Annotated in this window: 17 protein-coding genes; 8 read left to right on the forward strand and 9 right to left on the reverse strand. The window is 70.1% G+C overall.

Annotation, left to right across the window (positions count from 1 at the left end; genetic code table 11):
- Window positions 1-40 precede the first annotated feature (40 nt).
- The 4 genes from ACJX2R_RS46775 to ACJX2R_RS46790 all read right to left on the reverse strand — a co-directional run bounded on the left by ACJX2R_RS46775 (window position 41) and on the right by ACJX2R_RS46790 (window position 4,268).
- Complete coding sequence (locus ACJX2R_RS46775; protein ID WP_413105093.1) at window positions 41-766, reverse strand: GntR family transcriptional regulator; 726 nt, start codon at window positions 764-766, stop codon at window positions 41-43.
- A 73-nt stretch (window positions 767-839) separates the two neighbouring features.
- Complete coding sequence (locus tag ACJX2R_RS46780; RefSeq protein WP_413105094.1) at window positions 840-2,234, reverse strand: FAD-binding protein; 1,395 nt, start codon at window positions 2,232-2,234, stop codon at window positions 840-842.
- Window positions 2,235-2,282: 48 nt separating this feature from the next.
- Window positions 2,283-2,750, reverse strand: a complete 468-nt coding sequence (locus ACJX2R_RS46785) for a DUF6924 domain-containing protein (protein ID WP_413105095.1) — start codon at window positions 2,748-2,750, stop codon at window positions 2,283-2,285.
- 114 nt (window positions 2,751-2,864) lie between these two features.
- Window positions 2,865-4,268, reverse strand: coding sequence for a sulfatase-like hydrolase/transferase (locus ACJX2R_RS46790; RefSeq protein WP_413105096.1), 1,404 nt, complete (start codon window positions 4,266-4,268; stop codon window positions 2,865-2,867).
- Between the two features lie 263 nt (window positions 4,269-4,531).
- On the opposite strand from ACJX2R_RS46790, the gene ACJX2R_RS46795 reads away from it, so the two are divergent.
- The 4 genes from ACJX2R_RS46795 to ACJX2R_RS46810 all read left to right on the forward strand — a co-directional run bounded on the left by ACJX2R_RS46795 (window position 4,532) and on the right by ACJX2R_RS46810 (window position 9,296).
- Window positions 4,532-5,788 (forward strand): ROK family transcriptional regulator, encoded by a 1,257-nt coding sequence (locus ACJX2R_RS46795; protein ID WP_413105097.1) that lies wholly within the window; start codon window positions 4,532-4,534, stop codon window positions 5,786-5,788.
- A gap of 112 nt (window positions 5,789-5,900) precedes the next feature.
- Window positions 5,901-7,463: an ABC transporter substrate-binding protein gene (locus tag ACJX2R_RS46800; RefSeq protein WP_413105098.1), complete on the forward strand. Its 1,563-nt coding sequence runs from the start codon at window positions 5,901-5,903 to the stop codon at window positions 7,461-7,463.
- A 10-nt stretch (window positions 7,464-7,473) separates the two neighbouring features.
- Entirely contained in the window at window positions 7,474-8,418 is a 945-nt protein-coding gene (locus ACJX2R_RS46805; protein WP_413105099.1) for an ABC transporter permease, read from the forward strand.
- 2 nt (window positions 8,419-8,420) lie between these two features.
- Window positions 8,421-9,296, forward strand: coding sequence for an ABC transporter permease (locus ACJX2R_RS46810; protein WP_413105100.1), 876 nt, complete (start codon window positions 8,421-8,423; stop codon window positions 9,294-9,296).
- A 207-nt stretch (window positions 9,297-9,503) separates the two neighbouring features.
- Here ACJX2R_RS46810 and ACJX2R_RS46815 read toward each other — a convergent pair whose 3' ends face one another.
- Window positions 9,504-11,495: an alpha-L-arabinofuranosidase C-terminal domain-containing protein gene (locus tag ACJX2R_RS46815; protein WP_413105101.1), complete on the reverse strand. Its 1,992-nt coding sequence runs from the start codon at window positions 11,493-11,495 to the stop codon at window positions 9,504-9,506.
- Window positions 11,496-11,642: 147 nt separating this feature from the next.
- On the opposite strand from ACJX2R_RS46815, the gene ACJX2R_RS46820 reads away from it, so the two are divergent.
- From ACJX2R_RS46820 to ACJX2R_RS46830, 3 genes are read left to right on the forward strand one after another with little or no spacing between them, the layout of a single operon-like run.
- On the forward strand, window positions 11,643-12,098 hold the full coding sequence (locus ACJX2R_RS46820; protein WP_413105102.1) for a MarR family winged helix-turn-helix transcriptional regulator: 456 nt from the start codon (window positions 11,643-11,645) through the stop codon (window positions 12,096-12,098).
- Window positions 12,095-12,949: an ABC transporter ATP-binding protein gene (locus tag ACJX2R_RS46825; RefSeq protein WP_413105103.1), complete on the forward strand. Its 855-nt coding sequence runs from the start codon at window positions 12,095-12,097 to the stop codon at window positions 12,947-12,949. Before ACJX2R_RS46820 ends, ACJX2R_RS46825 begins: the two co-directional genes overlap by 4 nt.
- The gene (locus tag ACJX2R_RS46830; RefSeq protein ID WP_413105104.1) at window positions 12,909-13,778 is read left to right on the forward strand and encodes an ABC transporter permease; all 870 of its coding nucleotides are present in this window, start codon (window positions 12,909-12,911) and stop codon (window positions 13,776-13,778) included. The genes ACJX2R_RS46825 and ACJX2R_RS46830 overlap by 41 nt, the downstream gene beginning before the upstream one ends.
- A gap of 104 nt (window positions 13,779-13,882) precedes the next feature.
- Here ACJX2R_RS46830 and ACJX2R_RS46835 read toward each other — a convergent pair whose 3' ends face one another.
- From ACJX2R_RS46835 to ACJX2R_RS46850, 4 genes are all read right to left on the reverse strand, one after another.
- Window positions 13,883-15,160 (reverse strand): MFS transporter, encoded by a 1,278-nt coding sequence (locus tag ACJX2R_RS46835; RefSeq protein WP_413105105.1) that lies wholly within the window; start codon window positions 15,158-15,160, stop codon window positions 13,883-13,885.
- A gap of 98 nt (window positions 15,161-15,258) precedes the next feature.
- The gene (locus ACJX2R_RS46840; protein WP_413105106.1) at window positions 15,259-15,660 is read right to left on the reverse strand and encodes a hypothetical protein; all 402 of its coding nucleotides are present in this window, start codon (window positions 15,658-15,660) and stop codon (window positions 15,259-15,261) included.
- A 7-nt stretch (window positions 15,661-15,667) separates the two neighbouring features.
- Window positions 15,668-16,498: an FAD-binding oxidoreductase gene (locus ACJX2R_RS46845; RefSeq protein ID WP_413105107.1), complete on the reverse strand. Its 831-nt coding sequence runs from the start codon at window positions 16,496-16,498 to the stop codon at window positions 15,668-15,670.
- A 46-nt stretch (window positions 16,499-16,544) separates the two neighbouring features.
- Complete coding sequence (locus ACJX2R_RS46850) at window positions 16,545-19,622, reverse strand: AfsR/SARP family transcriptional regulator (RefSeq protein ID WP_413105108.1); 3,078 nt, start codon at window positions 19,620-19,622, stop codon at window positions 16,545-16,547.
- A gap of 255 nt (window positions 19,623-19,877) precedes the next feature.
- On the opposite strand from ACJX2R_RS46850, the gene ACJX2R_RS46855 reads away from it, so the two are divergent.
- Window positions 19,878-20,417 carry a GNAT family N-acetyltransferase gene (locus tag ACJX2R_RS46855; protein ID WP_413105109.1) on the forward strand — a complete coding sequence of 180 codons (540 nt, stop codon included), beginning with the start codon at window positions 19,878-19,880 and terminating at the stop codon, window positions 20,415-20,417.
- The last annotated feature ends 16 nt before the right edge of the window (window positions 20,418-20,433 follow it).

Raw genomic sequence — 20,433 nt, forward strand, 5'->3', positions numbered from 1 at the left:
CTGATCGGGGCGATGGCATGGCTACCTCCTGCGATGAGGGTCAGCGGCCTTGGAGAGAGGTCTCCACGTAGAAGCGGGATGTGTCGGTCGGCAGGATCATTTCGAGGTGTTCGACCACCTCGTCGTTCTCCGCCCAGGTAGTGCGCAGCCAGCGGAAGACCGCGGTACCCGGCTCCAGGCCGAAGAGCTCGGCGTGCTCCTCGTCCAGGTTGTACGGCTCCACATAGAGCCGCGAGCGTTGCAGTGGCACGCCGCGGTCGCGGAGATACATATGGCTCGTGATGGTGACCAGATCCTGGTCGAGCAGGTCGGGGGCGAATCGGAAGGGCAGGACGGCGAGCTCCGTGCCGGTCACCCGGCTGCCGTCGGGGCTCAGCTTGTGGCGATCGAGCTGTACGACGGCGTCGTTGCCGTCCAGGCCGGGCAGCCGCAGGGCCGCGCCGGCCGCGGGCAGGACCTTGGCGCTGATCACCCGGTGGTCGCCGTGGGCCTCGGGCCCGCTGGTCAGCACGCCCGCGGAGCGGAGCAGATTCTCCTCATCGGTGGTCTGCGCCACGAATGTGCCGTGCCTGCGGTACCGGACGACCAGCCCGGCGTCCACGAGCTCGCGCAGCGCGCGCTGCACGGTGATCCGCGAGACACCGAACCGTTCTCCGAGCTCGGCCTCGGTGGGCACCCGGGTCCCGGGCTGCCACCGGCCGTCCCGGATGTTGCCCTCCAGCTCCCGGCGGATCTGCTCGTACAGCGGGAGGTCACGTTCGGCCATGCGAAGAGAGTGATCTCACCCAATTGATATGTCAATACGTTGGATGGATATGCCACACGGCTGTGGTCCTACGTCACCTGTGGCTCAGCGCGCGGGGCGTCGCCTTCGGGAGGGGAGTGCCCTGGAACACTCCGTCCGGATCGACGGTCTCCTTGATCGCGAGCAGCCGGGCGGTGTTGCCGCCGTAGACGTAGGGGATCTGGTCAGTGGCCTCGGGTCCCAGCAGGTTCGGGTAACCGCCGGCGAAGGCGTGCGGCTCCAGCGCCGCCGAGGCGGCATCGGCCCAGGCGGCGTGCCGGCCGCTGTCCCTCTCGGGTGTCCACACGGCGATGACCTCGGCCATCGTATGCGGTTTGCGCAACGCGAAGGCCGTGTCCGACCACATGACGCGGGCGGCCGCTCCATGGAAGTGGTGCAGGCAGAAGGCCGACAGGGGCGACGTCATCGCCTTGGCCCCCTGCACCAGGGCGTCCACCACCTCGGGGGTGCGGCGGGGAAGGGAGCGCGTACGGATGGTGACGTAGCGCCCGTCCGGGAACATCGAGTCCCGCGCCGCTGTCGCGGCCGCGAACGAACCGGTGTCGAACTCGGCCAGCGCGGCGGTGCCCAGGCGCGTCAGCCGCCGTACCGGACCGGCCGGATCCGTGCCGACGACCGGCTCGCCGGACCAGGTCGGCCACAGCATGGCCATGGGCTTCCCCTGAGGACCGTTGATGACCCCGGTCTGGACCGTCAACGCGTCCGGGCAGTCCGACAGGACGTCCTCCAGCCGGGCGAAGACCTTCGGGGCCTGCCGCAGCGAGTACGACACCCTCCCCGTGACCACGGTGGGCACCGCGTGCAGCCGGATCTCCATGGAGGTCACCACGCCGAAGTTGCCGCCTCCGCCGCGCAGCGCCCAGAACAGGTCCGGCTCGTGCTCGGCGTCGGTCCAGACGGCGGATCCGTCCGCCAGCACCACCTCGGCACCCGTCAAGTTGTCGGCGGCCAGGCCGAATCGGCCGCCCAACGGGCCGTATCCACCGCCCAGGGTCAGCCCGGCCATGCCCATGGTGCCGATGGTGCCGGTGGCGGCGACCAATCCGTACCGCTCGGCGGCGGCGAGTACATGGTTCGCCCTGGCCCCGCCTGCGACGGTTGCCCGACGGGCCCCCACATCGATGTGCACCGAGCACATCGGGGTCAGATCCAGCGTCAGCCCATCGTCGCGGAGCGCACGCCCCGCCCAGTCATGGCCTCCGCTCCGCACCGACAGCGGCAGACCGAACTCACGAGCCGTCCGGACTCCTGCCCGCACCTCGGCGGTCGATGTGCAGCGCAGCAGAATCGCGGGCCTGGCGGCCACCGCGCCGTTCCACAGCGCGGTGGCCGCCGCGTATTCGGGACCCCCGGTGATGACCCGATCGGCAGGCAGGAGCCTCTTGAGTTCCGCTACCGCCCGCTGCCGAGTCTGTGAGTCGACTGTCATGCCTTGCTCCATTGGTACATGTGGTGCAGGTGGTACTTCGATACGCGATCACATGCGGAGGATGCCGTCCGCGGTGAGTGACGCGTGATATGCGAATTCCCAGAAGTCCATATGCCCGATGGCCAGGTTCACGTGCATCAGATTGACTTCCGGGGGCAACAGACGGAACTCGCGGGCGAGTTCCATGTCTCCGTCCTCCAACTCCTGGCTCGTGGTCGACACCGCGAGCAGGGTGTGCTCGCCCGTCATGGTGGCGGCATCGGCCAGGAACACGACCTCGAGCGCTGGTTCGGCGGCGGCAGCGGACAGCACGTCATCCGGACTCGCCCCGGTGAACGCAGGGTTGTCGACCAGATAGGTGCGCACCTCGAATCCATTGCGGTCGGGCCGATTGAGCAGGTCGACGACGGCCCGCCATGCTTCGTCGTCCGAATGGTCCGTGCGTACGACAAGGGCTTCGGATTCGAAATCGTGACGCGTGAAATCGATGGCCGGGAGCATGGAGGGGTTCTGCATGGAAATCCTCTGCTTACTTTCTGGTGGGAAGCGCAGGTCGGTCCGCCTCGGCGTCTCCGCCGATAGGAACTTAAAAGATGTCTTTGTGGGATTCTTGTGAGACGCGCGCCGGGCCTAGACGGTGTCCTCGGACACGGCCCTCGGGGCGGGCTCATGCGCGGTGACCGTGGGGCGTGGCTCACCGGAGTCCACGATGCGCCGCACCAGTCGCCGCCTCAGCTCCTCCAGGACGTCCTCATAGGCCGGGTCGGCCACGAGGTTCATCAACTCGTCGGGGTCGGAGCGCAGGTCATAGAGGTACGCGTCCTGATACCGCTCGGCGCGCGGGTCGTTCCAGGCGTCGGCGCCCGGCGCGGTCGCGGCGTACTTCCAGCGGTCGGTCCGCAGCCCTCGTCCGACCTCCGATTCGCTGATCTGGAAGAGCACTTCTTGAGGCCACTCGGTGCTCGCGCCGTCCCCGCCGTGCAGCAACGGCAGTAGGGAACGTCCCTGCATCTCCGGTGGCACGGGCACCCCGGCCGCCCGCAACAGCGTGGGCGGCAGGTCGACATGGCTGACCAGCTCCGGCAGCCGCACACCGCCCCACAGCCCCGGCCCCCGCAGCACGGTGGGCACGCGGAGGGAGGCGTCGTGCACACTGCGCTTGTACTCGTCGTTGCGGGTCTTGAAGTGGCAGCCGTGGTCGGAGGTGAAGAGGATGACGGTCTCGTCCAACTCCCCACGCCGCTCCAGCGCGGAGACGATACGCCCGAGCACCTCGTCCAGCCGGCGCACCATTCCGTAGTAACCGGGCAGGTGCTCCGCCCAGTTGCCGCCACCGAGGGCGGCGAGGTCGGATGGCACCCAGGGAGTGGCGTAGCGGTCGCGGTAGCCCGTCGGGGCGGGGTAGTCGTCGCGGGAGTTCTGGTGGTGGGGTTCCAGGAAGGACAGGAAGAGGAAGAACGGCCGGTCGCGGTTCCGGTCCGGGCCGCGGTCCCGGTCGATGAAGTCGATCGCGGCGGTGCCGAGCGCGTCGGCGCGGTAGCCCTCGAACCGATGCGGGGCGCCGCTGCCGTCGTACAGCGTGGTCTCGTAGGCGTCCGAGGTGAATTCCAGCAGGTTGGCGGCGAGCCAGTGGTCGTATCCGGCCCGGTCCTCCTCCGGCACCGGACCGGAGGTGTGGTCGCCCGCGAGGTGCCACTTGCCGATGTAGCCGGTGGCGTAGCCCGCGTCCCGGAAGGAGCGGGCCAGGGACGGGGTGTCCCGGGGGAGGGGAAGACCGTTGCGGAAGACACCGGTGGTGGTCGGGTACTGCCCGGTCTGGAGGCTGGCGCGGGAGGGCGCGCACACGGGCTGGCAGGTGAAGGAGCGGTCCACGCTCACACCCTCCGCGGCGAGGCGGTCGAGGACCGGGGTGAGCCCCAGGGGGTTCCCGTGCACCCCGGTGGTGTCCCAGCGCTGTTGATCGGTGAAGAAGACGAGGACGTTCGGGCGCCGCGTGGGCGTGGCGGGGCCGGAGGGAGAAGCGCTGGGGGTCATGGGTGCGTGGCCCTCCTGTCGATGGCGGGGTGGCCGACCGCTCTGCCGCGGTGGGCCGTCCTGAGGCGGCCGGGTTCACCGGATGCGCCGTATGGGTTGAGCTCCTGCCTCTGAGCTGCTGTATCGTTTTTATGAAAGCATTTTATTTAAGGCGTGCGCTAGACTCCCAGGCCGCGCGCGCCGAGGTCAAGATCCCGTACTCGTCAAGACATCCCGTGTTCGTCAAGGTCTCAGCGCGCAGCGGGAGAGGAGCGCCGCAGCAGATGCCGGGGGACATCGCCACATCCGCCCTGGCCCGGAGGGTCAACGCCGCCCGCATCCTGGCGAAGCTGCGGGAACGCCCCCAGGAGCGGGCGGAGATGTCCTCCGGAGACCTGGTGGACGCCACGGGCATGTCGCGGCCCACCGTGCACGCCGCCGCGCACCACCTCGTCGAGCTCGGCTGGGTCCGGGAGACCACCGATCGCGTCGACGGACGTCTCTCCGGACGCGGTCGGCCATCGCGAGTCTTCTCCTTCGTGGCGAACGCCGGCCATGTCCTGGGCATCGACATCGGCGCACACAGCGTCCGCGTCGCCGTGGCCGATCTGCGTGGTGTCTTCGTCGCCGAGGCGCGGATCGCGTTCGGCGACCCCTCGGTCGGCCCGGAGCGGCGCATCGCACAGGTGCGGAAGCTCGCCGTCGAGGTGGTGCGGACGGCCGGTCTGCGCGCTGAGCAGATCCTGGCGGTCTGCGTCGGTACCAGCGGTCCCGTCGACGCCGACGGCGTCGTACAGCAGCGCACCGGGATCCCCGGGTTCCTCGGGGTGGATCTGCGCGCCGCGCTGGCCCGGGACTTCTCCGCGCAGGTGTGCGTGGAGAACGACTGCAACCTGGCCCTCATCGGCGAGCGCTGGCGGGGCCGTGCGGGCGCCTTCCAGGACGTCGTCTGCCTGCTGGCGGGGGAGAGGCTGGGGGTGGGCATGTGCACCGGCGGCACCCTCGTACGCGGCCGGGCGAACAGCGCCCGGGACCTCGGTTTCCTGTCCCTGATGGGTGACTACTCCCGCGACGACGGCATCGCGAGGACGGTCCGCCGGCGAGGGGCGTCGCTGCTCGCCGAGGCGGCGGCCCGTGACACACCACCGCCCCCCGGCACACCGGGCGCCGAGCTCCGCGCGCTGACCGACGGCGACCCGTGCCGCGTGAGCGCGAGCGACGTCTTCGAGGCCGTCCGCCGGGGCGACCTCGGCGCCGCCGGGGCCCTGGAGGCGGGGCTGGAGGCGGCCGCCCGCGCGATCGCCACGCTGACCATGCTGCTCGCCCCCGAACTGGTGGTGATCACCGGCGCCGTCGCGGCGGCGGGAGACGTTCTGCTTCCGCCGCTGCGACGCCGGCTGACCGAGCTCGTCCCGCGCGTGCCCCGCGTCGAAGCCTCGCCCCTGCGCGAACAAGCCGTGGTCACCGGTGCCGTACGCCTCGCCCTCGACACCGCCGAGACGGACTTCCTCGACCCACTCGCGCCCGCCCCTACGGCCTGACTCCCTCCGCGCCTCCTGACCCTTGACCTTCCGGAGGTTTCGGTTGCAAGGTCGGCCCAGCACAGTTAAATAAACTACTCTGATTTAAATGGGCAACCGGGTAGGAGCCAGCGTGACCGGACAACGTGGTCAGCCAGCACGCCGCACGGTCCTCGCCGCGGGACTCTCACTCGGGGCGGGCCCGCTGAACACCGCCTGCCGCAGTGCCGTCGCGGAACAGCAAGGATCCGGGGGCGGGCCACGGCACGGGGGCACCCTCCACCTGGTCCAGGGCACGGACATCCTGCCCGCGTTCCTGCTGTCACAGATCAACCCCAACTTCTCGGTGAGCCGCACCGTCTTCAACACACTGACCGAGTTGGACCACAGGACTCTGCGGCCCAGGCCGTCGCTGGCGAAGAGCTGGCGGGTGTCGGACGGCGGACGGACCTATGTGTTCCGGCTGCGCGACGACGTGACGTTCCACTCGGGCCGCCCCTTCGGGCCGGACGACGTCGTGTTCGTCCTGGACTACCTGACGAAGGACACCACCAGCTCCCAGGTCAAGGCCGTGGCCCAGCAGGTGACTTCGGCCGAGCGGACCGGCGATCACGAGGTCACGGTGGGTTTCGGCAAGGCCGTCAGCAATGTGTGGGACATGTTCGAGATGATGGTCCTGATCGACCGGGAGTCGGTGACCGACCTCGCCTCGGGACGGGAGATCATCGGCACCGGGCCGTTCACCGTCGAGTCCTACAAGCCGGGCTCGTCCATCTCGCTGAAACGCAACCGCCACTACTGGAAGCCCGGCCGTCCCTACCTCGATGGCATGGAGATCGCGATCGCCGCGCAGTCGTCGTCCGCCGTGGCCTCCCTGCGCTCCGGGCAGACACATCTGGCCCTCGACCTCTCGCCACTCGACGCCGCCGGTATCCGCGACCGGCCGGGGTTCCGCCTTGTGCGGTCCGACGCCCACGACCTCACCTATTACATCGGGGCCAATGTCGAGGTCCCCCCGCTGGACAAGGTCGAGGTACGGCAGGCAGTGGCGTGGGCGATCGACCGGGAGCGGGTCCTCGCCCAGGCGCTGGGCGGGATCGGCCGCCCGAGCAGCCTGCCGTGGTCACCGGGAACGGCCGCATGGGACCCCGATCGGGCAGCGGCCTACACGCTCGACCCGGACAAGGCGAAACGTCTGCTGCGACGGTCCGGCGCGGCCGACGCCAAGGTTGACCTGTACTACAGCAACACACTGGCGACGAACGCCGCGATCGCCCAGATCGTGCAGGCGAACCTCGAGGACGTCGGCCTCACCTGCCGACTGGAGCCCAAGCAGGACGCCGAGTACCAGAAGATGTTCGTCAGCGGGAAGATCCCCGGCCTGTTCGTCAACGGCCACGGCTTCGGGCAGCTGACTCCGTCGACGCTCGTCAAAGGCTCCTGGCCGTTCAACGCCCAGCAGAACGCGTCCAACTTCCACGATGCCGAGTACAGCCGCCTGGCCGATGAGATCTGGACCGGCAAGGGCGACGCCCTCACCACGGCCTACCGGGAGCTCAACCAGCTCTTCCTCGAGCAGCAGTTCGTCATCGACCTGATCAACAGCACCCATACGTATGCCATTCAGGCGTCGCTCAAAGGTCTGGCCTGGACCATGTATGACGGCATCGACCTCGACCATGCCTATCTGGCATGAGGAGGACCCCATGCTCCGCTACGCACTCCGGCGTGTCCCCTCGGCCCTCGCGGTGCTCGCCATCGCATCGGTCGTGGTCTTCAGCGTGCTGCACCTGGCGCCCGGCGACCCCGCCGTACTCGCCGCGGGCCCGGACGCCTCCGCCAGGACCGTGTCCGCCGTCCGGCACCAGCTGGGGCTGGACGCCCCGTTGCCCCAGCAGTACCTCACCTGGCTCGGCGGGGTGCTGACGGGCGACCTCGGCGACTCCTACGTACGTGGCGTGCCGGTCGCCACCCTGATCGGCAACGGTCTCGGCAACACCCTCGAACTCACCCTCGGCGCCATCGTCCTGGCGGTCCTGCTCGGTGGCCTGGCCGGGCTCGTCCTCGGCGTGGCCAAGGGCCGCCTCGTCCGCGGCGCGACCTCCGCGGCCACCGCACTGGCCTTCGCGATACCGCCGTACGTCAGCGGAGTGCTCCTGGTGATGGTGTTCGCCATCACCCATCGGATCCTCCCCGCGGGCGGCCATGTCTCGCTGCTCGCGGACCCGGAGATCGGGGTGCAGTACCTGATCATGCCGGCCCTCGCCCTGGCGCTCCCCGCCGCCGCCGTACTCGCCCGCTTCCTGTCGACGTCGATCCGGCGGGTCTTCGGCGAGGACTACATCCGCATCGGCACGGCGAAGGGCCTGCGGCGGCGACGGATCGTGCTGTGCCACGCGCTTCCGAACGCCCTGCCACCGGTGCTGACCGTCCTCGGCATCCAGATCGGTCAGATGCTCGGCGGGGCGATCGTGGTGGAGGCCATCTTCGCCTGGCCGGGGGTGGGCCAGCTCATCATCGACTCCCTCAAGAGCAGCGACTACTTCGTCGTTCAGAACCTGCTGCTCATCACGGTCACGGTGTTCGTCGTCCTCCAGACCGTGACCGATCTGCTGCACGCGGCCGTCGACCCCCGACTCAGGATGGAGTGAGCATGACCACCACCACCGAGACACCGCCGACGGCCGCCGCCAACACCGCCGCCGTCGTCGTCCGTGGCGGAGGCTGGTCGCGGCTGCTGCGCCGGCCGGTGCTGAGCATGGGCCTCGGGCTCGTCCTGGTGCTCGTTCTGGCCGGTGTGCTGGCCCCGCTGCTGGCACCCGCCTCGCCGACACAGCAAGGACCGCTCGCCCTCGCCCATCCATCGGCCGCGCATCCGCTCGGCACCGACGAATACGGCCGCGACCTGTTCTCCCGGGTGCTGTACGGGCTGCGCCAGGACGTGTTCGCCACCGTGATCGCCGTACCGCTCGGCGCGATCGCCGGCATCCTCATCGGCCTCGCGAGCGGGCTGGCCCGGTGGCTCGACACTGTCATACAGAGGCTGTTCGATGTGATGCTGTCGTTCACCGCGCTCATCGCGGGTGTCACCGTCGCCATGATCATCGGCTCCGGGGGCACCGCGGTCATGGTGACCATCGCCCTGGTCAATGTGCCGCTGTTCGGCCGGCTCATCAGGTCCTCGGTCGTCGGCGAACGCCAGCGCGACTACGTCGTCGCGGCCACGGCCATCGGCTCGGGCCGGGTGCGGATACTGGTGCGCCACATCCTGCCCAACGGCCTCGACCCGCTGATCGTCCAGTTCGCCCTGTCCATGTCGACCGCCGTCTTCATCGAGGGCGGGATGAGTTACGTCGGCCTGGGCATCCGGCCACCGTCCCCCTCCCTGGGCTCGCTCCTTCAGGGAAGCATGAACTTCCTCGCGCAGAACCCCTGGTACGCGATAGGTCCGATGGCCGCCGTCACCCTGCTGGTGCTGGGATTCCAGCTCGTGGCCGATGGCCTCACCGCGAGCCTGCTGCGCCGCTGAACCGAATCTTCCGCGGCGGACGGCTAGGGGTGTCCGGCGGATCTTTCCCCTACCCGCCCCTTCCCGCAGCATCGATATGCGGCTCCGCCGCGTGGCAGGGGCTTCGCCCCTCGACCCCGGGGTGTGGGGCGAAGCCCCCCACGCGGCGGAGCCGCATATCGTCAGGTGCCGGGAAGGGGCGGGTAGGGGAGCGGCTCGCCGCAGGCGTCAAGATCCGCCGGACACCCCGTAGTGGGACGTGGGCGGTGGGAACCGCAGGAGCGTGACCGAGTGTGCCGCGAATGTCCAGTTCAGGGAGTCGCCCTTCGCCGTGGCGTGGGACTTTTCGATCGTGACGCCGTCGGGGTGTTCGTCGTTGTTGAAGTCGTCATAGCTCCTGCCCGCCACCACGGACACGTCGACCGTACCGGCGTGCCGGAAACTCCCCAGATCGACCCGGGACTTGATGTCCTTGTCCGGTGAGCGGTTGACGACGAGGACGCTGAGGGCTCCGTCCTTGTCGACGGCGGCGGTGGTGACCAGCGCTTCGTAGGACGAGCCCAGCGGTGTCTCCCGGGTGGAGACCTTCTGGTTCTCCTTCACTTCGCTGTCCACGACGTGTCCGCCGCCGTGGAAGAAGCCGCTGAGCTGCTCGCGCACGATCGCGTCGGGGGTGCGTACGAAGCTGGGCGCGCCGCCGAAGAGTGTCCGTGACAGTCCTGGCTTCGCCCCGATCAGATCGTTGCTCGCGGTCCAGCGGACGCCGAGGCCGGCGAACCGGGCCCACTGGGATGCCATGTAGAGCGCGTGCGACATGGCGAAGGAGAACTGGGGATAGGCGTCGGCGTCGCGTTCTCCTCCGAAGAACAGGGCGCCGCACTCGGACACCGCGACGTAAGCCTCGTCCTTGCCGTGTTCGTGTATCTGCGCGGTGAGGTCGGAGACCATCTTGGCGGCGGCCGCGTCCCCGAGCATCTGGTAGTCGTGTCCGGCCCGTTTGTCCGGGAAGCGCGTGGTCTTCAGATCCCGCGAGAAGTTGGTGTACGGGTGGATGGCCATGCCGTCGTACTTGTCGGCGTGGCCGTGCTCGGCGAGGAGTTCGGGGAAGCTCTTTCCGCCCGCGAGCTTTCCGGCCTCGATGGGCGCCCAGACGGCGAGCACGTCGATCGTGGGATCGACGGCCTTCATCTTGGTGTAGTAGTCGACGAATCCGGCGTGGGGACCGGAGTCGTAGTCGGCGGTGAGCTTCAAGCCCTTCTGGGGGACCTTCCCGTGTCGGCCGTCGCCGAAGTGGATCGTGCCGCCGCGCGGGTCGAAGGTGTAGACGCGGTCGTCGGCTCCCGCTGAGGTGAGGCTGGCGACCTCGCGCCATGTGGTGTCACCGACGCGGATGGTCTGGCTTTTGGGGACGACGGGTGGGTACCAGACGGTGAAGGTCTGGTTCGGTTGGCCGTTGCTGACCGAGGCGGAGGGGCGGTGGTCGGTGGGTGTTCCGACGCGCTGGCGCTTCTGCCGCTGGGTGCCGCCGAAGGCGTACTGCCGCATGGCCTTGTCGTCGTCGGCGCTCATCCAGTAGCGCTGGTGCTTGCCGAACAGTTCGTTGCCGATTTCCCAGTAGCGCACGCCGTAGGGCTCGGGGTGGCCGTTCCGCGCTCGCAGATCGCCCCACTTCGTGCCTTGCGGGGCGTTCATGTAGGCGACCCAGTCGGCGATCTCCTCCGGGGTCGAGTTGGCGAACGGCGCCATGATCTCCGGAGTTGCGCCGACCTCGCGGATGAAGGCCATGTACTCGTCCGGCCCGAACCGGCTGTCGACCGACTCGCCCTTGTGCCCCTCGACCTGGCGGGTCCGGTCCGCTTGCGGACCGATGGCCCCCTTCCAGTTGAAGAGGTTGGAGGAGGTGCCGCCGGGATAGCGGATCATCCCGATCCCGGACTTCTCGATCTTTGCGACGATGCCCGGGGCGGGGCGGTTGTTCTTCGAGTCCCACATTCCATAGGCGTCGTCGTACCACTTGGCCCCGTTCACCCCGGTCATGTACGGGCTCACCTTGAACGAACGCCGCTCGGTGTCGATGGCGACGACCGGCTCACCACCCGAGCCGCTTGTCCCCTGCGCGTCCTCGGGGGTGCAACCGGTGCCCATGGCGCCGGCCGCCACCGCGGCCACCCCGTACAGGAAGTGGCGTCGGCCTATCCCGTGCCGACGTGTCTCGCTCATATCGGTCCCTCTGCTCCCTGGAGGATCTTCGCTTCCGTGGGCACGGGACGGTAGGGGATGGCCTTGTGCGGTTCTTGTGAGGTGATCTGCCGGACCTCGACTCCGGCCGCTTGAAAATTACCTCTCACTGAGAGGTAAAGTGGGGACATGACCGCAGAGGAGTTCCCCGATTCGTTCGCCGACGTACTGGGCGGCGTCCAGCGGCTGATCCGGCGGCGGCTGCGGGCCGAGATGACGGAGCCGCGGCTGCGCGGTGCCCAGGTGGAGCTGTTGCGGCTGGTCATGGCCCACCCCGGGATCCGGGTGTCGGCCGCGGCCAAGGAGCTCTACCTCGCGGGCAACTCGGTCTCCACCCTGGTCAATCAGCTGGTGAAGGCGGGCTATCTGCACCGCGAGACCGACCCCGGGGACCGGCGCTCCGCCCGGCTGACGACCACCCCCGCCGCCGAGGCCCGGCTGCGGGAGTGGCAGGCACGGCGCGGCGCGCTGGTCCGCGAGCAGGTGGCGAAGCTCTCCGAGAGCGAGCGGGCGGCGCTGGCCGCGGCCGTTCCGGCGCTGCGCAAACTGGCCGAGAACCTTCATGAGGAGGTGGAAGGGATATGACCGACGCCCCGGAGAGCACCGATCGCGTCGCGCTCGTCTGCGAGGGCCTGCGATACGCGTTCGGGGAGACCAAGGCGGTCGACGACCTGGAGCTGACGGTCCGGGCGGGCGAGGTCTTCGGTCTGCTCGGCCCCAACGGAGCGGGCAAGACCACCGCGATCCGCTGTATCACCACCCTGCTCCCGGTCCCCGCCGGCATGGTGCGGGTGTTCGGGCACGACGCGGCGAAGGAGCGGATGGCGGTCCGCAGGCTGCTGGGCTACGTGCCGCAGCAGTTGTCCGCCGACGCCGGGCTCACCGGCCGGGAGAACGTGGAGCTGTTCGCCCGCGTCTTCGACATCACCCGGCGGGAGCGGGCCGACCGCGTGGCGCGGGTGCTGGAGGCGGTCGATCTCACCGCGGCGGCCGACCGGCTCGCCAAGACGTACTCCGGCGGCATGATCCGCCGCCTCGAACTGGCCCAGGCGCTGGTCAGCGCGCCCCGGCTGCTGATGCTGGACGAGCCGACGATCGGCCTGGACCCGATCGCCCGGACCAGCGTGTGGGAGCACATCAACGCGGTACGGGCGGCCACCGGGATGACCGTCCTCGTCACCACGCACTACATGGACGAGGCCGACCAGTACTGCGACCGGGTCGCGCTGATGCACCGCGGCCGCGTCCACGCCCTTGGAACGCCCCATGAACTCCGCTCCGAGCTGGCCGAACGCCGCCGGGCGGAGGGCGAGGCCGATCCCAGGCCGACCCTGGAGGACGTCTTCCGCGACATCGCCGGCAGCGGCCTCGACGAGCAGGGAGGAGAATTCCGCGATGTCCGAAGCACCCGTCGCACCGCGTCCCGGGTCGGCTGACGCCGCCGGGACCGGGCCGGACGGCCGCCCCGATCCACTGCTGACCCCGCCGCGCGCCCGCACCGGCTGGCGGATGGTGCCCGCGCGGGTCGTCGCGATGTGCGTGGTCGAGCTCCAGAAGCTGCGGCACGACCGCACCGAGCTCTACACCCGGGCCGTCCAGCCCGCCCTATGGCTGCTGATCTTCGGTGAGACCTTCACCCGGCTCAAGGCCATACCGACCGGTGGTACGCCGTACATCGACTATCTCGCGCCCGGCATCATCGCCCAGTCCGCGATGTTCATCGCCATCTTCTACGGGATCCAGATCATCTGGGAGCGGGACGCCGGGATCCTCACCAAACTGCTGGTCACCCCGACCCCGCGAGCCGCCCTGATCACCGGCAAGGCATTCGCCTCCGGGGTCAAGGCGCTGATCCAGGCGGTCGTGGTGATCGCCATCGCGGCCGCGCTCGGGGTGGCGCTGACCTGGAATCCGCTGCGGCTCCTCGGGGTGGCCGCCGCGGTGGTCCTCGGCTCGGCCTTCTTCTCCTGCCTGTCCATGACCATCGCGGGGATCGTGCTGACCCGCGACCGGCTGATGGGCATCGGGCAGGCCATCACCATGCCGCTGTTCTTCGGCTCCAACGCGCTGTATCCGGTGGCGCTGATGCCCGGCTGGCTCCAGGCCGTCAGCAAGGCCAATCCACTGAGCTACCAGGTCGACGCGTTGCGTGGACTGCTGCTTGGCACCCCGCACCACCTCGCACTCGACTACGCGGTCCTGGTGCTGGCCGCGGCGGCCGGCATCACGGCGGCCTCCTCGCTGCTGGGACGGCTGGCGCGCTGACCCGCACGGTGTGCGGAGCTCGCCACACCGTACGGTCGCTGCCTCGGCTCCACCCGGACGTCCCGGCCGACACTCGCCCGTCGGGGTCTCTCGCCCGTCGGCGTCTACCCGCGGCTGTCGGCTTCGGCGGGGGCCGGGTGGTTGACGCGTCGCCGCATCGCGGGGAGGTGGCTGGTGAGCAGGGCGATGCCGAGCATGTTGACTGTGGCGAGGGCTGCCAACGGGATCCAGGCGGCGGCCGGTCCATGGGCGAGAAGTGTGGTCATGAGGGCGGGTGTGACGACATCGCCGATGCTGAAGGCCATTTGGGAGAGCGAGTTGTATCGGCCGCGACTCGCCGCCGTGGCACAGTCGTTGACGATGGGGGACACGATCAGGCTCTGGATGAGTTCGCCGAGGGTCACCAGGACGACCGCGACGAGGGCGAGGCAGACGCCGAATGCCGACGGCACGTACGCGCAGCAGAGCACTGCCAGGAACGCACAGCCGACGATGGCCTGCGAGGCCATGAGGCTGCCGCTTCGGCCACGTCCCGTGATGGCGGCGCCGACGGGCGTGGCGCCCGCCGCGCCGAGTACGGCATTGACCGCGAGGACGGTGCCGGGTATCCACGGCGGCAGGTGCACCGTCTCGACCAGGAAGACGGGAACGCCGAGGCCGAAGGCGAGTGAGAGCAGGGCGAGGCCGAAGTTGAGCACGACGAAGCCGAGGAAGGGCCGGTCGCGGAGGGAGCTCGCCCAGCCGCTCGTGGGTGCGTGTGCTGAGGGGACGTCGCGTTCTGGCGTGGCGGTGACGGACACGGTGTGAGTGGCGCCTGAGGTGTCGAGCCGGGTCAGGACCGCCGCGACGGTGAACGACAGGGCGTTGACGGCGACGATCGCGATGTATCCGTTCGTCCCGCCGATCGCGACAGCGAGACTCGCGCCGAGGGCCCCGACGCCGAGTCCCGCATGGCGCAGCGAGGTGATCAGGGCGAACCAGGACTCCTGCCGCTTGCCCTCGGCGACGTCATGCACCAGCGCCGGATAGGCCACCCAGAAAGCCGAGTTGCCGGTCTGCACGACGATCGCGGCGATGAGCAGATGGCCGAAGGAGTCCACGAAGAGGTAGTTGAAGAACCCGACCGCCTGGGTGAGGTTGGAGACCACCACCGTGTTCCGCGCGCCGAACCGGTCGCAGAACATCCCGGCACCAGGCGTCGCCGGAATGCGCACCAACGCCGCGATGGACAGGGCCAGTCCGACCCTGCCGAGGGCCAGGTCGGTCGTCGCGGTGAAGTAGAGGATGGAGAACGGCAGGAAGAGGCCGGTGCCCAGGGCGTCGATGGACAGCGCGGAGAACAGGCGGCGGTGGCCACGAGCGTCGGGGAGCCATGCGCGCACCGCGGAACCCTTCGGGACGTCCCAGCCGCACCACGGTTCATGCGACCCCGCCCCGAAAAGGGCAAGATGAGCAACGTATGAAGGGCCCCGATCGGCTGTCAAGCCCCGTGAGAGGTCAGGTGCCGATGGGTCGGATCCGGGAAGTTCTGGTAGGAGTGCGGAGGAGGCGTGCCGTCGAAAATGGCGTGGTAGAACTCGGGGAGCCACTGAAGATTCGCCGTGGCGACGCGGGGCGGGTCGTCGTCCGCCCACGAGGTCTCGGCGGCGAGGATGAACACGGCGTGGCGGTGGACGAACGCGGTGGCGTCCGGCGGCACTTGGTTGATCTCGCCACCGAGGGCGAACCCGGCGAACCCGGCTCCGTCCTCATTGTCGCTGCCGGGCCACTCCAGCAGTTGTTCGGCGGCGGCGACCTGGTCATCGGTCAGGAGCGTCCGGGAGGTCAGCACCGCGGACTTGGCGGCGAACTGCTGCACCGGAGTCGTGGCGCTCAGCAGCACACTCGCCTCACCCGGGGTGACCTCGCGGACCGAGGCGGCGTTGGCGGCCCGAGTCCAGGCTCCAGCTCAGCCGGTAGAAGCCCACGTCGCCCTGGAACCGCTCGTACTGGAACGTAAAGGAGGTGTTGACGCCGAATTTGTTCCCCGCGCCGCCGCGGCAGCCCCAGAACAGGTCGGAGTGCGCGTTCCCACTGGCCTCCACCACATCGCCGTCGGCCAGCACCACGGTTGTCGAGAGCAGCCGGTCGCAGGTCAGGCCGAACATCTTGTCGCTGAAGCCGATCCCGCCGCCGAGCACGAGCCCGGCCACCCCGACCGTGGGGCAGCGGCCGGTCGGCACGAACATGCCGCGGTCCTCCAGCATCGGGTGCAGATCGCCGTTGGTGACCCCCGCCCCGACGGTGACGGTGCCCGCGTCGTGAACGACCTTGATCCGCCCGTACGTCCGGGTCCGGGAGCGTGGACCCGGCACCGGCGTGGAGTCGATGCTGTTCATACGGGCCATATTGAGCAGCAGACCGGTGGTGGCGGAGTACCCGGCGTAGTTGTGGCCCAGCCCGGAGCGGGGTACGGCGGGCAGCCCCACCGTACGGGCCCAGCGGACCGCCGTACTGACATCCCTGGTGCTGTCGCACGTCACGATTCCGGCCGGCCGGATCCCGGCGTACCGGTGGTTGAACGGGAGCGCCAGCGGCGGGTAGCCGGAATCGCCCGGCCGGTAGAGCGTGGAACGCGACGACAGCGCCCGGGCCAGCAGCTCCCAGTCCCGGCGGCCGACCCGCTCCGCCACATCGGGTGGTGGCGTGGCGGCGGCGGGCGGCGACTGCGAAGCCACCATCTCCGTGCCCAGAACACCGACCGTGCCCGCCCGGCCCGGCGCGTGATCAGGGGCTCCACCAGACCCAGGACATCTCGGCCTTGCGGCGGCACGCGCGGGCCCTGTCCGGCTGCCCCAGTTGCTCCAACGCCTGGCCGAGCACGCTCAGGATCGATCCGCGGCGCCACTTGTTGCCGATGGAGCCGAGCGCCAGTGCCTGCTCGGCATGTGTGGCCGCCTCGGCCGGGTGGTTCGACGCGAGGTACACCTCGGCCAGCCGGGCGTGGGTGGATCCCTCCCAGAGCCGTTGCCGGTGGTCGCGGAAGGTGCTGAGCGCCTCCAGCAGTTCGCTCACCGCCGCGGCATGCCGTCCTGCCCGGTGCAGGGCGATTCCCAGGGCGAGTTGGCCGTTGGCGATGCGCCAGGTGCTGCCCAGGCTCCGCCGCAGGTCGACTCCCCGCGTGGCGAGGTCGACGGCGCTGTCGGCCCGGCCCGTGGCGGCGTGCACACGGGAGAGGTTGGACAACACACCGGCCACGCAGGCGAGGTTGTCGTCGGCCCGGAAGCCACGCAGTGCCTCGCGGAGGTGTGCTTCCGCGTCCTCGTAGCGCTGCTGGTAGATCGCCACGACGCCACGTACGTTCAACGCGTGGCAGACGGTGGTCAGATCCCCCGCGGCAGTCGCGAGCAGGCCCGCGCGGCGGGCGTCGTCGTCGGCCTGCTGCTGGCCCCTGGTGACGGGGAACATCCCCGCCAGCGCCAGGCGGGCCCGGCCCTCCGCGGCCGTGTCCCCGGCGATGTGGGCGGCGTTGCCCACCGAACGGGCCGCCGCCTCGTACTGGAGATAGTGCGTACCGGACTCGACCAGGTCCCGGGTGACCAGCAGGAGGTCCGCCGCGCGGCGGACGGCGCCTCGCTCCGGGGACTTGGCGCCCTGCTGGGCGCAGATGAGGAGGCAGTCCGCTTCGCCGAGGAGCCAGTCCAGCGCGGAGCGGGCGTCGGGGAAGTCCTGCCCGGGGTGGTCGGTGGACATCAGGTGGTCGACGAGCCGGTCCCCCGGCCGTCCCATGGCGTACACGCGGGCCGCCGAGGCCACGTAGAAGTCCCGCATGCGCGACATCGCGGCCGCTCGGCCCGCCGCCGGTTCATCCCGCTCGGCGCGGTCGCGCGCGTAGATGCGCACGAGGTCGTGGTAGCGGTAGCGGCCGGGCTCGGGCGAACGCAGCAGGCTGGAGTCGACGAGTGACTCGAGTAATCGCTCGGCCTCTCGCGCGGTGACGCCGAGGACGGCGGTGGCCGCGGCCAGGGAGATGTCCGGTCCATAGCTGAGTGCGAGCAGCCGGAAGGCCCGTGCCTGCGAGGGCCCCAACTGCGTGTATCCGAACTCGAAGCTCGTCTTGACGGCCAGGTCCCCGGCCCGCAGTTCGTGGAGGCGGCGGTGGGTGTCGGCCAGGCGGTCGGCCAGGTTGCCCACGGTCCAGGCGGGGCGGGTGGTCAGCCGGGCGGCGGCGATCCTGATGGCCAGGGGCAGACAGCCGCAGGCGGCGACGGCCTTGCGGCAGGCGTGGGGCTCGGCCGCGGCCCGCTCGTCGCCGATGATGCGGGTGAACAGGGCCAGCGCCTCGGGCCGGTCCATGATGCTGAGGTCGACCACATGGGCGCCGTCGAGCCCGGTCATCGGGGTGCGGCTGGTGATCAGCGCGGCACAGCTCGGGGAGCCGGGCAGCAGCGGGCGCACCTGCGCCGTGTCGTGGGCGTTGTCCAGCAGGACCAGCACCCGGCGGTCGGCCAGGACCGAGCGGTACAGCGCCGCCCGCTCGGGCAGCCCCTCCGGGATCTCCGCGGGCGGGGTGCCCAGCGCACGGAGGAAGGTGCCCAGTACGGCCGCGGGGTCGGCGGGCTGGGCGTGGTGGCCGATGAGATCGACGAACAGCTGCCCGTCGGGGAACCGCTCCCGGACCGCCTGCGCGACGCATACGGCCAGGGCCGTCTTGCCCACCCCGCCGAGCCCCTGCACCACGGAGATGGTCATCACCGTCCCCTGCGCGAGCCGCAGTCGCTTCCGCAGGGTGTCCATGACGGCGGCGCGTCCGGTGAAGTCCGCGAGCTTCGCGGGGAGTTGTGCCGGACGTGGCGCGGGTGTGGCGGTGGCTGCGGCTCTGGTCCCGGCCGGGAGCCTCCGTGGCCCGGCGAGCGTGGGGTCGGCGCGCAGGATGCGCTGATGGAGCCGGGCGAGTTCCGCGCTGGGCGCCACGCCGAGTTCCTCGGACAGGAGGCGGCGGGTGTCGGTGTACACCCCCAGCGCCTCCGCCTGCCGGCCGCTCCGGTAGAGCGCCGTCATCAGCAGTGTGCGCAACCGCTCCCGCAGCGGGTGCTCCGCGGTCAGCGCGGTCAGCTCCGAGACCGCGTCGGTGTGCAGGCCCAGTTCCAGGTCGAGCTCGAGGCGCGCCTCCAGCAGGGACATCCGCCACTGCTCCAGACGGGCGCGCTGGGCCTCGGCGTACGGACCGGGAACTCCGGCCAGCGGCCGCCCCTCCCACAGCTCCACCGCCATGTGCAGCAGCTTCCGCGCACCGGTCAATTCCCCTTCCGACCGGGCACGTTCGGCTCGTTCCCCGTAGTCCTCGCACACCGCGAGGTCCAGTGCTCCGGGCCGTATCCGCAGCGCGTACCCTCCCGCCTCCGACACCAGTACACCGGGCCCCAGCGCTCGGCGAAGGCGGAAGGCGTGGGTGCGTAAGCTGGCGATCGCCCGAGGTGGCGGGGTGTCTCCCCACACCCCGTCGACCAGCTCGGTCGCGGTGGCGGTGCGTCCGCGCAGCAGGAGCACACACAACACGGCGCGCTCCAGCGGCCTGAGGACCGGGAGCCCCCGCTCACCACGCCAGACGCGAACGGGCCCCAGCACGGTGAACCGCAACGCCGGGCCCGCGTCACCGGATGCCGATGTGCCGCGGTGCCGCTGGGGGAGGGGGAAACCGAGGTGTTCCAGCGGTGCGCCGAACATGTCCTCCAGCACGCGCTCGCTCGATGGCCCCGGGTACGGTGGATCGGGCTCACGCCATCGGTGGAATTGCCGGTCCGTCACCTGCTCCGGCTCTCCCAGACGGGCGGCGACATTGGCGTAGACCGCGAGAAACACCACGGGATGACTCCACTGACGCTCCTCGCACAGTCGCCAGAATACGGTTTGCCCCAATGCCGCCACGCCCCGGTGCCGCCGATTTCGTTCTGCCGGACCCTCGAAAACACCGTAGTCCCAGGCCGAACCACTCGCAGCACACAACCGGCCGAAAGTCTGATGCGAAACTCCGGGCCCATCCGGGGAATTTCGCAATCCGTTTGAACGCCCATTCGATCGGCCGAGGGTTTCGTGCGTTTTTCTGTCTAGACTTCCGCCGTGAACGACACCACGCACACCATACGGATCAGACCGGGCGATCCGGCCGACGCGCCGGCGGTGCTGGACATGCTCGACGCCGCGGTGGTCTGGATGAACGATCGCGGCAACACCGAGCAGTGGGGCACGATGCCGTACTCGCGGCGGCCCGGAGGGGTGGCGCGGGTGGAGCGGTATCTGACCGAGAACGCCCCGTTCATCGCGGAGTTGGCGGAGTTGGGCGGAGCGCCCGTCGGAGCCCTGGTGCTGGACTCCGGGCCCAGCTCGCAGATGCCGATCGCCCCGGCCGACGAACCCGAGCGATACGTCCGGCTGCTGGTCTCCGACCGGCGGCACGCCGGCCGGGGCATCGGGGCGGCGCTGCTGGCCCATGCCGTGGAGGAGACCCGGCGGGCCGGGGTGGAGCTGCTGCGGGTGGATTGCTGGGCGGGGGGCGGGGGCGAACTGGTCGCGTTCTACGAGCGCAACGGTTTCATCCCCACCGAGCGTTTCCTGTCCGGGGAGTGGCCGGGGCAGGTGCTGGCGCGGCGGGTCGACTGACGTGTGCGGGGCGCCG

This window comes from Streptomyces sp. Inha503, assembly GCF_047215865.1.
GTDB lineage: Bacteria > Actinomycetota > Actinomycetes > Streptomycetales > Streptomycetaceae > Streptomyces > Streptomyces lycopersici.